This window comes from Modestobacter sp. VKM Ac-2984, assembly GCF_026967985.1.
Taxonomy (GTDB): domain Bacteria; phylum Actinomycetota; class Actinomycetes; order Mycobacteriales; family Geodermatophilaceae; genus Modestobacter.
Genome location: NZ_JAPVBJ010000002.1, coordinates 259,640 through 273,211 on the forward strand (window position 1 = coordinate 259,640; position 13,572 = coordinate 273,211).

General features: G+C 73.0%; 10 protein-coding genes. 4 read left to right on the top strand and 6 right to left on the bottom strand.

Going from position 1 to position 13,572, the window contains the following annotated elements; genetic code table 11:
* The first annotated feature begins 3 nt into the window (after window positions 1-3).
* Both O2W16_RS05155 and O2W16_RS05160 read left to right on the top strand, forming a co-directional pair.
* On the top strand, window positions 4-414 hold the full coding sequence (locus O2W16_RS05155; RefSeq protein WP_269157732.1) for a VOC family protein: 411 nt from the start codon (window positions 4-6) through the stop codon (window positions 412-414).
* Between the two features lie 143 nt (window positions 415-557).
* The gene (locus tag O2W16_RS05160; RefSeq protein ID WP_269157733.1) at window positions 558-977 is read left to right on the top strand and encodes a DUF4190 domain-containing protein; all 420 of its coding nucleotides are present in this window, start codon (window positions 558-560) and stop codon (window positions 975-977) included.
* Here O2W16_RS05160 and O2W16_RS05165 read toward each other — a convergent pair.
* The gene (locus O2W16_RS05165) at window positions 970-4,230 is read right to left on the bottom strand and encodes a DEAD/DEAH box helicase (RefSeq protein WP_269157734.1); all 3,261 of its coding nucleotides are present in this window, start codon (window positions 4,228-4,230) and stop codon (window positions 970-972) included. The two genes, O2W16_RS05160 and O2W16_RS05165, sit on opposite strands and share 8 nt — an antisense overlap.
* Before the next feature lie 76 nt (window positions 4,231-4,306).
* Here O2W16_RS05165 and pgm point away from each other — a divergent pair, with 76 nt between their 5' ends.
* Window positions 4,307-5,941 (top strand): phosphoglucomutase (alpha-D-glucose-1,6-bisphosphate-dependent), encoded by a 1,635-nt coding sequence (pgm, locus tag O2W16_RS05170; protein WP_269157735.1) that lies wholly within the window; start codon window positions 4,307-4,309, stop codon window positions 5,939-5,941.
* A 38-nt stretch (window positions 5,942-5,979) separates the two neighbouring features.
* Here pgm and O2W16_RS05175 read toward each other — a convergent pair whose 3' ends face one another.
* From O2W16_RS05175 to O2W16_RS05195, 5 genes are all read right to left on the bottom strand, one after another.
* A complete protein-coding gene (locus tag O2W16_RS05175; RefSeq protein WP_269157736.1) occupies window positions 5,980-6,843 on the bottom strand; it encodes a DUF559 domain-containing protein in 864 nt (287 codons plus the stop codon).
* 172 nt (window positions 6,844-7,015) lie between these two features.
* Window positions 7,016-8,533 carry a glycerol kinase GlpK gene (gene glpK / locus O2W16_RS05180; protein WP_269157737.1) on the bottom strand — a complete coding sequence of 506 codons (1,518 nt, stop codon included), beginning with the start codon at window positions 8,531-8,533 and terminating at the stop codon, window positions 7,016-7,018.
* Between the two features lie 62 nt (window positions 8,534-8,595).
* Window positions 8,596-9,333: an MIP/aquaporin family protein gene (locus O2W16_RS05185; protein WP_269157738.1), complete on the bottom strand. Its 738-nt coding sequence runs from the start codon at window positions 9,331-9,333 to the stop codon at window positions 8,596-8,598.
* Between the two features lie 160 nt (window positions 9,334-9,493).
* On the bottom strand, window positions 9,494-10,996 hold the full coding sequence (glpK, locus tag O2W16_RS05190; protein WP_269157739.1) for a glycerol kinase GlpK: 1,503 nt from the start codon (window positions 10,994-10,996) through the stop codon (window positions 9,494-9,496).
* Window positions 10,989-11,684: an IclR family transcriptional regulator gene (locus O2W16_RS05195; protein WP_269157740.1), complete on the bottom strand. Its 696-nt coding sequence runs from the start codon at window positions 11,682-11,684 to the stop codon at window positions 10,989-10,991. Before O2W16_RS05195 ends, glpK (O2W16_RS05190) begins: the two co-directional genes overlap by 8 nt.
* A 157-nt stretch (window positions 11,685-11,841) precedes the next feature.
* On the opposite strand from O2W16_RS05195, the gene O2W16_RS05200 reads away from it, so the two are divergent.
* Window positions 11,842-13,572, top strand: coding sequence for a glycerol-3-phosphate dehydrogenase/oxidase (locus O2W16_RS05200; RefSeq protein ID WP_269157741.1), 1,731 nt, complete (start codon window positions 11,842-11,844; stop codon window positions 13,570-13,572).

Below are 13,572 nucleotides of genomic sequence, written 5' to 3' on the forward strand. Positions count from 1 at the left end.
CCCATGACCGACACCACCACCGCTCCCCCGCCCACCGTCTGGCCCGCCTTCCGGGCCCGGGACGCCCGGGCGGTCATCCGCTTCCTGGTCGACGCCCTCGGCTTCGAGGAGACCGCCGTGTACGGCGAGGGCGACGTCGTGCAGCACGCCCAGCTGAACTGGCCGCCCGGCGGCGGGGTCATGCTCGGCTCGGTGCGCGACGACGGTGGCTGGACGGTCGCCCCGGGGAGTACGGGCTGCTACCTGGTGAGCGACGACGTCGACGTGCTGTTCCATCGCGCGGTCGCAGCCGGCGCCGAGGTCTTCCGGCCACTGCAGGACACCGACCACGGCGGGCGCGAGTTCGCCGTCCGCGACCCGGAGGGCAACCTGTGGAGCGTCGGGAGCTACCGGGGCGAACCTCGCCGGGGATGAGACCCGCCCGCTCTCCGCGCGGGCACCGGGCTCATCCGTCGGGAGGGTCGGTGCTGTCCGCCGCGACGATCGGCTCCTAGGGTCGAGGGCGTCCGGCCCGTCAGGGCGGCTCCGCACACGCGGCGATCACGGGGGACGAGCAGATGAGCCAGGACGACGGCGCCCAGCACCCGGGGCAGCAGGGCAACGTGAACCCGTCCTACGGCAGCCCAGGGCCGCATCCGCCGCAGTACGGCCAGTTCCACGGTCCGCCTGGTCCGCCTCCGGGGCCCCCCTACGGCCCGCCGGGGGCGCCGTACGGCCCGCCCCCGTACGGCTACGGCTACCCGCCGCCGCAGCGCACCAACGGGCTCGCGATCGCCTCCATGGTGCTCGGCATCGTCTGGCTGTACTGGATCGGCAGCATCCTCGCCCTGGTCTTCGGCTACGTGGCGAAGAAGCAGATCCGTGAACGCGGTGAGGGCGGTGACGGCATGGCGACCGCGGGGATCGTCCTCGGCTGGGTCGGCATCGGCGTCCTCGCCATCCCCCTGGTGCTGGCCGTCTCGGCCGGCCTCAGCTGAACAGGCCGCGGACGTCGTCGGCGGTGAGCGCCCCTGAGGCGAGTGCGCCGTCGCCGACGACGCGGGAGAACAGGGCCTGCTTGCGCGCCTTGAGCTCCATCACCTTCTCCTCGATCGTGCCGACGGCCACCAGCCGGTAGACCATCACCGTCTTGTCCTGCCCGATCCGGTGCGCCCGGTCGACCGCCTGCGCCTCGCTGGCCGGGTTCCACCAGGGGTCGAGCACGAAGACGTAGTCGGCCTCGGTGAGCGTGAGCCCGAACCCGCCGGCCTTGAGGCTGATCAGGAACACCGGGGCGCTGCCGGTGCGGAACTCCTCGATCCGTGCGTCCCGGTCCCGGGTCCGGCCGTCCAGGTAGACCCAGTCGATGCCCTCGGCGGTCAGCCGGTCACGGATCGAGCCCAGGAAGCGGGTGAACTGGCTGAAGACCAGCACCCGGTGCCCCTCGGCGACGACCTCGCGCAGCTGGTCCAGGAACGCGTCGGCCTTGCTGGAGCGGACGTCGGCGTACGCCGGGTCGATCAGCGCCGGGTCCAGGCTCAGCTGCCGCAGCAGCGTGAGCGACCGGAAGATCGTCATCCGGTTCTTCGACATGTCCTCGACCAGGCCGAGCACCTTGCTCCGCTCGCGCTGCAGGTGGGTCTGGTAGAGCTTCTCGTGCCGCGGGTTCAGCACGACCTCGAGCACCTGCTCCTGCTTGGGCGGCAGCTCGGCGGCCACCATCTCCTTGGTCCGGCGGCGCATCAGCGGGCGGATCCGCCGCCGCAGCACGGCCAGCTTCTCCGCGTCACCGTCCCGCTCGATCGGGATCCGGTAGAACTCGGTGAACCGCTCCGGGTCGGGGAAGAGCCCGGGCGCGACGATGGACATCAGCGCCCAGATGTCCATCACGCTGTTCTCCAGCGGCGTCCCGGTCAGCGCCAGCTTCACCGGCGCCGGCAGCATCCGCGCGCACTGGTAGGTGCGGGCCTGGTGGTTCTTCACGAACTGCGCCTCGTCCAGCACCAGCCCGCGCCACGGCAGCGACGTCCAGGAGTCGGCGTCGATCCGGAACAGCGCGTACGAGGTGACGACGACGTGCGCGCCGGCCACCCGGCCGCTCAGCGTGGTGCCGGCCTTCCGCTCGGTCTCGTCCACGGCCACCACCCGCAGCCCGGGGGCGAACCGGGCCGCCTCCCGGGTCCAGGTGGAGACCACGCTGGTCGGCGCCACCACCAGCACCGGTGCCGCGTCCAGCTCGCCGGCCTCGTGCGCCCGGCACAGCAGCGCGAGGGTCTGCAGCGTCTTGCCCAGGCCCATGTCGTCGGCGAGCACCCCGCCGAGCCGGTGGTCCCAGAGGAACGACAGCCAGCCGTAGCCCTCGCGCTGGTAGGGCCGCAGCTCCGCGACCAGGCCGGCCGGCGCGGGCGGCGGCTCCGCGGTCTCCGCGTCGATCAGCCCCCGCACCTCGCGGGTCCAGCGATCGCTCTGCTCGGTGACCACCCCGAGCCCCAGCAGCTGCTCCCAGAGCCCGGCGGAGAAGCGGCTGACCTGCACCTCGTCCCCGGGCAGGTCCCGCAGCTCCCGGGCCTCCTCGATCAGCAGCCGCAGCTGCTCGAACTCCGGGCGCTGCAGGGAGAACCAGGTGCCGCTGATCAGCGCCAGCCGGGTGCGCCCGGCGGCGAGCGCCGAGAAGAGCGTCGCGAACGGCACGTGCTGGCCGTCCATCGTCACGGTGATCCCGAGGTCGAACCAGTCGGACTCCCGGCTGTCCCGCGCGGCGAAGCTGATCTGCGGCGCCGAGGTGGTCTGCCGGTAGGACGTCGGCGTGCCGACCACGGTCAGGTCGACGCCGGGGTCGGCACGCAGCGCCGGGAGCACCTCGGTGGTGAACTCCAGCGCCTCCATGCCGGCCAACTCGACGTGCGCGGCCAGCCGGCGCTCCGGCGTCCACAGTTCGGCGACCCCACCGACGGGGCCGGGCAGCGCCTCGACCAGCAGCTGCTCGGCGACCAGGTCGCGGCCGTCGGCCGGGCCGGCCTCCGTGCCCGGGGTGTAGGACCGGTCGCCGTACCGCACCGACCAGGCCACCGTCACCGTCGCGTCACCGGGGTAGCGCACCTCGGCGGCCAGCCTCGGGGGCGGGACGTCGGTGATCTCCACCGAGCCGTCGGCGGAGATCACCGGCACCGCCTGCCGCAGCCCCGGGTAGAAGTCGCGGCGGAACCGGTCGACGTCGCCGGCCGGGATGCCGATCACCCCGCCCCGCGCTACCAGCCCGGCCAGCACCGGGGGCACCGGGGAGTCCAGCCGGGCGAGCACCAAGCCGGGCGCACCGTCGGGTGCCTCGTCCCGGGCCGGGCCGTCGACGGTGACCCCGTGCGGGGGCATGCCGAGGAAGGAGAGCGCCGCCGGTGGGACGGCCCGTCCCTCGACCCGCAGGACGGCGGACAGCTCGGTGCGGTCGCCGCTGTCGCGCAGGTCGACGGCGACGTCGGCCTCACCCTCGGCCAGCACCACCGGCCGGGGGGACCGGTCGGCGGTCACCAGCGGGACGCCGTCGGCCACCGCCTCGGCCAGCAGCCGCCACAGCCCGGGGCCGAACTCGTGCAGATACACGTCGACCGGGGCGTACGAGTAGAACTGGTTCCGCGCGGCCTGGTGCGTGGCGTGCAGCGCGCGCATCGCCGCGACGTGCGCCGGGTCCCAGCCGGCCCGGCTGTTGTCGTACTGCAGTTGCCGCCAGGAGATCCCGGTGCGCACCCACTGCCCCCGCTTGCCCGGGACCACCGGCCGCAGCCGCACCAGCCGCTGCCGGGTGCCCGGTGCGCCGACCGAGCTCCGCCCCTGGCCGGGGGCCTGCTCGACCAGCTCGAACTGCAGCCCGATCGGCACCGCCGTGCGCGGCCTCCGGTCGGCGGCCGCGGCCACCAGCTCCTCGAGCTCCTGCTCCCACCCGCCCGCCACCGGGGACGCCCGGAGGCTCGACCGCAGCGACAGCAGGACGGCGACCGCGTGCTTGCAGTCGTCGCCCACCGGGCACGTGCACGCACCGGCCCAGCCCACCCGGCCGCCGTCGGTCCGCACCACCGTCGTCCGGTAGGGCTCGGGCGCGCCGCCCTGGACCAGCCCGGTCAGCCGGCGTGCGTCGTCGGCCAACCGGACGTCGAGGACGCCGCGGGCGACGTAGCGGCGGGCGCGGTCGAGCACGTCGGCCCCGACGGCGTCGACCAACGCCGCGTCGGTGACCATCTCCCGCCAGTCACCGAACACCCGGCCAGGCTACGGCGGGGCACCGACAGGGTGGCCCAGGTCGCGGTGACCGGGCGCTCGGCGCGAAGATCAACGCATGAGCTCCGACCGCGCCGGCCAGCCGGCCCAGCCCTCCGACCTGGTCGACGTCCCGCACCTGGTGACCGCGTACTACACAGTCGAGCCGGATCCGCACGACGTCGCCCAGCAGGTCACGTTCGGCACCTCGGGGCACCGGGGCTCCTCGCTGGACGGCGCGTTCAACGAGCCGCACATCCTGGCCACCACCCAGGCGATCTGCGAGTACCGCGCGCAGCAGGGGTACGACGGCCCGCTCTTCGTCGGCCGGGACACCCACGGGCTGTCCGAGCCGGCCTGGGTGAGCGCCCTGGAGGTGCTGGCCGCCAACGACGTCACCGTGCTCGTGGACGCCGCCGACCGGTACACGCCCACCCCGGCGGTCAGCCACGCGATCCTGCGGGCCAACCAGGGGAAGACCTCCGGGTTGGCCGACGGCATCGTCGTCACCCCGTCGCACAACCCGCCCCGGGACGGCGGCTTCAAGTACAACCCTCCCTCGGGCGGCCCGGCCGACACCGACGCCACCGGCTGGATCGCCAAGCGGGCCAACGAGCTGCTCGCCGCCGGTCTCGACGGGGTGCGGCGGACCCCGATCGCCCGGGCCCGGGCCGCGGCGCAGTCCTACGACTTCCTCGGCACCTACGTCGACGACCTGCCGCAGGTGCTGGACCTGGAGGCGGTGCGCAGCGCTGGGGTGCGGATCGGTGCCGACCCGCTCGGCGGGGCGAGCGTCGACTACTGGGGCGCCATCGCCGAGCGGCACGGACTGGACCTCACCGTCGTCAACCCGCTGGTCGACCCGGCGTGGCGGTTCATGACGCTGGACTGGGACGGCAAGATCCGGATGGACTGCTCCTCCCCCTCGGCGATGGCCTCGCTGATCGGCGCGAAGGACCAGTTCCAGATCGCCACCGGCAACGACGCCGACGCCGACCGGCACGGCATCGTCACCCCCGACGGGGGGCTGATGAACCCCAACCACTTCCTCGCCGTGGCGATCTCCTACCTCTTCAGCCACCGCGATGGCTGGGGCGCCGGAACGGCGGTGGGCAAGACGCTGGTGTCCTCGTCCCTGATCGACCGCGTGGTCGCCGACCTCGGCCGGCGGCTGGTCGAGGTGCCGGTCGGGTTCAAGTGGTTCGTGCCCGGCCTGCTCGACGGGTCGGTCGGCTTCGGCGGCGAGGAGTCGGCCGGGGCGTCGTTCCTCCGTCGTGACGGCGGGGTGTGGACGACGGACAAGGACGGCATCCTGCTCGCCCTTCTGGCCTCGGAGATTCAAGCCGTCACGGGAAGCTCGCCCTCGGGGCTGCATGCGTCACTGACGCAACGGTTCGGCGAGTCGGCGTACGCCCGGGTCGACGCCGCGGCGACCCGGGAGGAGAAGGCTGCACTCGGCAAGCTCTCCCCGGACGCCGTCACCGCCACCGAGCTGGCCGGCGAGCCGATCACCGCGAAGCTGACGACGGCGCCCGGGAACGGTGCAGCGATCGGCGGGCTGAAGGTCACCACGGAGAACGCCTGGTTCGCCGCCCGCCCCTCGGGCACCGAGGACGTCTACAAGGTCTACGCGGAGTCCTTCAAGGGCCCCGACCACCTCGCCCAGGTCCAGGAGGAGGCCAAGGCCGTCGTCTCCGCCGCCCTCACCCCCTGACCCCCCCTTGCTGACCACCAAAATGGCCATTTTGGTGGTCAGCGGCCGGCCAGGGCGTCGCGGACGCGGCGGACGACGGAGTCCAGGTCGTGCAGGTCCGGAGCGCTCAGCCGGATGACCCGCCAGCCTGCCGCGACCAGGACGGCGTAGCGCTGGTCGTCCGACACGATCTTCTCCGCGTCGAAGTGGTGGGCACCCTCGTACTCCACGATGAGCTTCGCCTCCGGCCAGGCGAAGTCGACCTTGGCCAGGAACTCGCCGCGGTGTTGCACGTGGAACTGCGGCACGGGCGCGAGTCCGGCGAGCACCAAGGCCACCCGGACCTTCGACTCCGGTGCGGACTCCGCCCGCGGGTCGACGAGACCGAAGGCCCGGCGGACCTTCGTCACGCCCCAACGTCCGGTCCCACGCTCAGCCAAGTGCTCGAGTTGGGGAAGGCGGACCGACTCGGCCCGGACCATCGCGTCCAGGGCGGCCACGGCTGTGCTGAGTGGCTCCAGTGCAGCGACGTCCCATGCAGTCCGGAGCGCGGTCGTAACGGGGACGTGGTCCACCAGCTCGGCGTCCGTCGTGGCCAGGTCGGTGCGGTGCACCCGCACCTGCCGTGGGCCCTTCCACTCAACCTCGGCCGGCCGGACGACGGTCACCGGCTCGTGCACGCCGGCGAATGGTGCACCGTGCCACGCAGCTGCGGAGTGCCCGCCGATGGCGGTGCCCGCGGGGAGGAGCAGCGCGACTCCGCACGCGCGGAGTCGGTGGTCGACGTCCAGCGCGGGATCTGCGTAGACGCCCTGGACCAGCCGCCGGTACCCGAGGGAGCGCAGTCGCTCGCGGGTCAGCCGGCCCTCGGCGATGGCGTGGCTGCCGATGAAGACGCCGGTGAGGTGACGGTCGCGGGGCACCGGCAGAGAGTGCCGGGTGGGAGGTCGTCCTCGCTGTCGCCGTCCACAGGCTCCTCGACCCCACCACCAAAATGGCCATTTTGGTGGTGGGGGAGGTCGACGTCGGGGCCCGGACGCACGGCAGGCCCGCCGGAGCGGACTCCGACGGGCCTGCAGTGCCGACGAGAAGGCGTCAGCTGACGTCCTCGTCCACCCAGTCGAGCGACTTCGTGACCGCCTTCTGCCAGTTGCGGTAGTAGCGCTCCCGCTCGTCGGTGGGCATCTGCGGGTCCCAGCGCTTGTCCTCGGCCCACTTGGCGGTGAGCTCGTCCAGGTCGGACCAGAAGCCGACGGCGAGCCCGGCGGCGTAGGCCGCGCCCAGCGCCGTCGTCTCGGGGATCTTCGGCCGGATCACCGGGACGCCGAGCAGGTCGGCCTGGAACTGCATGAGCAGCTCGTTGCCGACCATCCCGCCGTCCACCCGGAGCTCGGTGAGGTCGACCCCGGAGTCGGCGTTCATCGCGTCCAGCACCTCGCGGGTCTGGTATGCGGTCGCCTCCAGGACGGCGCGGGCCAGGTGCCCCTTGTTGACGAACCGGGTCAGCCCGACGACGGCGCCGCGGGCGTCAGAGCGCCAGTGCGGGGCGAACAGCCCGGAGAACGCCGGGACGAAGTAGGAGCCGCCGTTGTCGTCGACCGAGCGGGCCAGGTCCTCGATCTCCGGGGCGGTCTTGATCATCCCCAGGTTATCCCTGACCCACTGCACCAGCGAGCCGGTGACCGCGATCGACCCCTCCAGGGCGTACACCGGCTTGGCGTCCCCGAGCTGGTAGCACAGCGTGGTGAGCAGCCCGTTCTCCGACGGGACGGCCTCCTCGCCGGTGTTGAGCAGCATGAAGTTGCCGGTGCCGTAGGTGTTCTTGGCCATGCCCTTGGTGAAGCAGACCTGGCCGAACGTCGCCGCCTGCTGGTCACCGAGCGAGCCGGCGATCGGCACCCCGGCCAGGAAGCCGGCCTTGCGGCCCTTGCCGTACTCCTCGGAGTTGGAGCGGATCTCCGGGAGCATGGACATCGGGATGCCCATCTCCTCGGCGATGTCGGCGTCCCAGGCGAGCTTCCGGTAGTCCATCAGCATGGTGCGGGAGGCGTTGGAGACGTCGGTGAGGTGCAGCCCGCCGTCGGCCCCGCCGGTCATGTTCCAGATCAGCCAGGAGTCGATGGTGCCCATGAGCAGCTCGCCGCGCTCGGCCTTCTCCCGGGCGCCGTCGACGTTGTCCAGGATCCAGCGGACCTTGGGGCCGGCGAAGTAGGTGGCCAGCGGCAGGCCCACCTTGTCCTTGTACCGGTCGGCGCCGCCACCGAGGGCGCCGAGCTCCTCGCAGATCTTGCCCGTGCGGGTGTCCTGCCAGACGATCGCGTTGTAGACCGGTTCCCCGGTCGCGCGGTCCCAGACCACCGCGGTCTCCCGCTGGTTGGTGATCCCGACGGCGACGATGTCGGAGGTGCCGGCGTCGCTGCGGGCCAGCGCCTGGCCGACCACCTCGCGGGTGTTCCGCCAGATCTCCATCGCGTCGTGCTCGACCCACCCGGCGCGCGGGAAGATCTGCTCGTGCTCCTTCTGGCCGACGGACACGACGGCGCCGTCGTGGTCGAAGATCATGCACCGGGTGCTGGTGGTGCCCTGGTCGATGGCGGCTACGTACTGGGCCATGCGAGTTCCTCCTACAGAAGGAGGGGCCAAAATCGCGACTTTGGCCCCCGGAAGGGGTCGGGTCAGACGTTGACGTGGGAGAGCAGGCCGGCGAGGACGGCGCCGATGAGCGGGCCGACGATCGGCACCCAGGCGTAGCCCCAGTTGCTGTTGGTCTTGCCACGGATCGGCAGGACGGCGTGGGCGATGCGCGGCCCCAGGTCACGGGCCGGGTTGATCGCGTACCCGGTCGGGCCACCGAGCGAGGCGCCGATGCCGACGACGAGCAGGGCGACGGCCAGCGGGCCGAGCTGGCTGGGGGTGTCGCCGAACCGCAGGATGATGTAGACGAGGACGAACGTGCCGACGATCTCGGTCACCACGTTGTCCTTGACCGTGCCGATGGCCGGCCCGGTCGCGAAGGTGCCCAGCTGGGTGCCGGCGGCGTCCGGGTCGTTGTAGTGGCCGTAGTAGGCCAGGTAGGCCACCACGGCGCCGAGGAAGGCGCCGACCAACTGCCCGGCGAAGTAGACGAACGTGCTCGCGACGCTGACCTCGACGCCGGGGGCGTACGTGTCGGTCCCGCTGACGAGCAGGCCGACGGTGACGGCCGGGTTGATGTGTGCCCCCGAGGTCGCCCCGGCGAAGACGCCGGCGAAGACGGCGAGCCCCCAGCCGAAGATGATGACGATCCAGCCGCTGCCGTTGCCGTTGGTCTTGGGCAGCACGACGTTGGCGACCACGCCGACGCCGAGCAGCAGCAGGATCCCGGTGCCGAGTACTTCACTGCCGAAGACGGTCCACAGACCGACGGTGTCCACGAGTAGGCGCTCCTCACGACGGGCCCGCGGCATCGCGGACCGGGCGGATCGGTGACGGGCCTGTGGTGGCGATCACCACACGTCCCGTCGTGCGAGGACCGTAGGAGCCTGGATGTGAGCTGGACAACAGTCGGAGTCCGACATGGTCGTACTGGTCAGATCAGGGCGCTCCCCAGGCGATGCTGAGCTCCACCGCGCGCTCCCAGCACCGGTACTCCGCGGTCAGTGCCTGGGCCCGCTCGGGGCTGGGCGTCCACTGCGCGGACCGGTGCCAGTTCCGGCGCAGCGCCTCGATGTCCGACCACACCCCGACGGCGAGGCCGGCCGCGTAGGCCGCGCCCAGGGACACCGTCTCCCCCACCATCGGCCGCACCACCGGGGTGTCCAGCGCATCTGCCACGAACTGCATGAGCAGGTTGTTGGTGGTCATCCCGCCGTCCACCCGCAGGGCCGGCAGTGAGAGGCCGGAGTCGGCCGCCATCGCCTGCACCACGTCGCGGGTCTGCCAGCCGGTGGCCTCCAGCACCGCCCGGGCCAGGTGCCCCTTGGTGACGTAGGAGGTCAGCCCGGCGACCAGGCCGCGGGCCTCGCCCCGCCAGTGCGGGGCCAGCAGGCCGGAGAACGCCGGGACGACGTAGCAGCCGCCGTTGTCGGCGACCGTGCGCGCCAGGGTCTCCACCTCTGCGGCCGAGCCGATCAGGCCGAGCCCGTCCCGCAGCCACTGCACCAGCGCCCCGGCGACGGCGACCGACCCCTCCAGTGCATAGCGCGGCGCCTCCCCGGCCAGCTGGTAGGCCACCGTGCTGATCGACCCGGACCGGGTGCGCACCAGTTCGGTGCCGGTGTTCTGCAGCAGGAAGCTGCCCGTGCCGTAGGTGCACTTGGCCTCCCCGGGCGCGAAGCAGGCCTGACCGAAGAGCGCCGCCTGCTGGTCGCCCAGCGCCCCGGCGATGGGCAGGGACCGGTTGAGCGCGGTCGCCTGCCCCAGGATGCCGACCGAGGGCCGGATCTCCGGCAGCATCTCCGCCGGGATGTCGAAGAAGGCCAGCAGGTCGGGGTCCCATCGGCAGCTGCGCACGTCCATCAGCAGGGTGCGGCTGGCGTTGGTCACGTCGGTGACGTGGACGCCGCCGTCCGGCCCGCCGGTGAGGTTCCAGATCAGCCAGGTCTCCATCGTGCCGAACAGCAGCTCACCGCGTTCGGCGCGCTCGCGGGCGCGCGGCACGTGGTCGAGGATCCAGCGCAGCCGTGGGCCGGAGAAGTAGCCGGCGATCGCCATCCCGCTGCGCTCGGCGACCAGGCCGGCGTCGGGTCGGGCGGCCAGTTCGGTCACCAGGTCGGCGGTGCGGGTGTCCTGCCAGACCAGCGCCCGGGTGACCGGCCGGCCGGTGACCCGGTCCCAGACCACGGTGGTCTCCCGCTGGTTGGCGATGCCCAGGGCCACGACGTCCCCGGCGTCCGGCACGTCGCCGAGCACCTGCGCGGCGGTCCGCTGGGTGTTCGCCCAGATCTCCATCGGGTCGTGCTCGACCCAGCCGGGGCGGGGGAAGTACTGGTGGTGCTCGCGCTGGCGGACGGCGACCATCCGGCCGCCCCGGTCGAAGACCAGCGACCGCGTCGACGTCGTCCCCTGGTCGACGGCGAGCACGTACCGGTCAGGCACTGCTGTGCCCCAGCTCGCGGGAGACCGCGTGCGCGGCGTCGGTGACCATGGCCAGCAGCAGGCTGCGGGGCGCGCCGCGGCCGTCGAACAGCGAGGTCAGCGGCCCGCTGACGCCGAGCGCAGCGACCACCAGGCCACCCGCGGACCGGACCGGTGCGGCGATCGCACCCATCCCCTGCTCGTGCTCACCCCGCTCGGCCGCCCAGCCCTGCGTGCGGACCTCGGCCAGCTCGGCCGGGGGTGCGGGCGCGTACGCCAGCAGCACCTTGCCGAGCGCGGTGCTCCGCGCGGGCAGGGTGGTGCCGACCTCCAGGACCTGCGCGGAGTCGTCGGGGCGGAAGACGTGGTGGACAACGACGACCTCCGTGCCGGCGAGGGTCGCCAGGCGTACCGCGTGCCCGCTGCGGGCGGCCAGGGCGTCGGCCCAGTTCGAGGAGCGGGCCCGCAGCTCGTTCACGTCGAGCGGCGTGCCGAGCCGGAGCAGTCCGGGGCCCAGGGCGTAGCGGCCGGTGGCCGGGTCCTGCTCCACGAAGCCGACGCTCAGCAGGGTGCGGAGGAGGCTGTGCGCGGTCGTCTTGGCCAGCCCGACCGCCGCGGCGATGTCGGTGACCCCGAGTCTGCCGCCGGAGCCGGCCACCACACGCAGGATCGCCGCTGCCCGCTCGATGGACTGCACGGTGCCCGGCACGACGCCCGACGCTAGGCCATCGCGGGCCCCGATGGTGACCCAGCACACCTGGGTTGTCCGACCATGTCAGACAGCGGGCGTCGACGGCCTTCCCGCCGCCGACCTACCGTGGCACCGTGCGCCGTCGTCGGCGATGGCCCGTACCGAGGAGTTCACGATGACGGCAGTCCGCCCACTCGGTCCCGAGCAGCGCGCCCAGGCCTGGGCCGACCTCGCGGCCGGCGACTTCGAGGTCCTGGTGATCGGCGGCGGGGTGACCGGCGCCGGTGTCGCGCTGGACGCCGCCACCCGCGGGCTCCGGACGGCGCTGGTCGAGGCCCGCGACTTCGCCAGCGGCACCTCCTCGCGCTCCTCCAAGCTCTTCCACGGCGGGCTGCGCTACCTGGAGCAGTTCGACTTCGGGCTGGTCCGGGAGGCGCTGCACGAGCGCGACCTGTCGGTCAACCGGATCGCCCCGCACCTGGTCAAGCCGGTGCCGTTCCTCTACCCGCTCACCCACCGCGGCTGGGAGCGGCCCTACGTCACCGCCGGGCTCGCGCTCTACGACGGGCTGGCCCGACTCGGCGCGCTGTCCGAGCCGATGCCCGGGCAGAAGCACCTGACCCGGACCGGCGCCCGCCGGATGTTCCCCGCGCTCAAGCCCGACGCGTTCGTCGGCGCCGTCCGCTACTACGACGCCCAGGCCGACGACGCCCGGCACACCCTGACCGTGGCCCGCACCGCCGCGGCCTACGGGGCGACCGTGCTCAACTCGGCCGAGGTGGTCTCCTTCGAGCACGCCGGCGGCCGGGTGGTCGGGGCGCGCGTCCGCGACGTGGAGACCGGGAACGAGGTCGACGTCCGCAGCGAGGTGGTCGTCAACGCCACCGGGGTCTGGACCGACGACATCCAGACGCTGGTCGGCGGCCGCGGCCGGTTCCACGTGCGGGCCAGCAAGGGCGTGCACATCGTCGTCCCCCGCGACCGGATCAACGGCGAGGCCGGGCTGATCTTGCGCACCGAGAAGTCGGTGCTGTTCGTCATCCCGTGGGGCAGTCACTGGATCATCGGCACGACGGACACCGACTGGGAGCTGGACAAGGCGCACCCGGCCGCCAGCCGGGCCGACATCGACTACATCCTCACCCACGTCAACGAGGTGCTGTCCGTCCCGCTGACGCACGACGACATCACCGGGGTCTACGCCGGGCTGCGCCCGCTGCTGTCCGGGGAGAGCGAGTCGACGAGCCAGCTGTCCCGGGAGCACGCCGTCGCCCGGCCGATGCCCGGCGTGATCTCCGTCGCCGGCGGCAAGTACACGACGTACCGGCCGATGGCCGCCGACGCCGTGGACGCCGTGGCCGAGGACGTCACCCGCCGGGTCCCGCCGAGCGTCACGGAGAACATCCCGCTGGTCGGCGCCGAGGGCTACGCGGCGATGGTCAACTCCCTCGACGGGCTCTCCGACCGCTGGGGCATCCCGCGCTTCCGCGCCGAGCACCTGCTCAACCGGTTCGGCTCGCTGACCCCCGAGGTGCTCGACCTGGCCGCCGACGCACCCGAGCTGCTGGACCCGGTGCCCGGTGCCGAGGAGTACCTGATGGTCGAGATGGTGTGGTCGGCCGCGCACGAGGCCGCGCTGCACCTGGACGACCTGCTGGCCCGGCGCACCCGGATCTCCATCGAGACCCCGCACCGCGGGGTGGAGTCCGCCGAGCCGGTCGCCCGGGCGGTCGCCGGCGTGCTCGGCTGGGACGAGGAGCGGATCGCCAGCGAGGTGCAGAGCTACACGGCCCGGGTGGAGGCCGAGCGGCGGTCACAGGAGGCGACCGACGACCAGGAGGCCGACGCCGCCCGGATCGCCGCCCCGGACACCCGCGCCGTCGCCGTGGGCCGCGCCCTCGGCTGA

Bases quoted from the DNA above. Each gene is read 5' to 3' on its own strand.
- O2W16_RS05155 (WP_269157732.1), top strand. From the start codon at position 4: ATGACCGACACCACCACCGCTCCCCCGCCCACCGTCTGGCCCGCCTTC.
- O2W16_RS05160 (WP_269157733.1), top strand. From the start codon at position 558: ATGAGCCAGGACGACGGCGCCCAGCACCCGGGGCAGCAGGGCAACGTG.
- pgm (WP_269157735.1), top strand. From the start codon at position 4,307: ATGAGCTCCGACCGCGCCGGCCAGCCGGCCCAGCCCTCCGACCTGGTC.
- glpK (WP_269157737.1), bottom strand. From the start codon at position 8,533: ATGGCCCAGTACGTAGCCGCCATCGACCAGGGCACCACCAGCACCCGG.
- O2W16_RS05200 (WP_269157741.1), top strand. From the start codon at position 11,842: ATGACGGCAGTCCGCCCACTCGGTCCCGAGCAGCGCGCCCAGGCCTGG.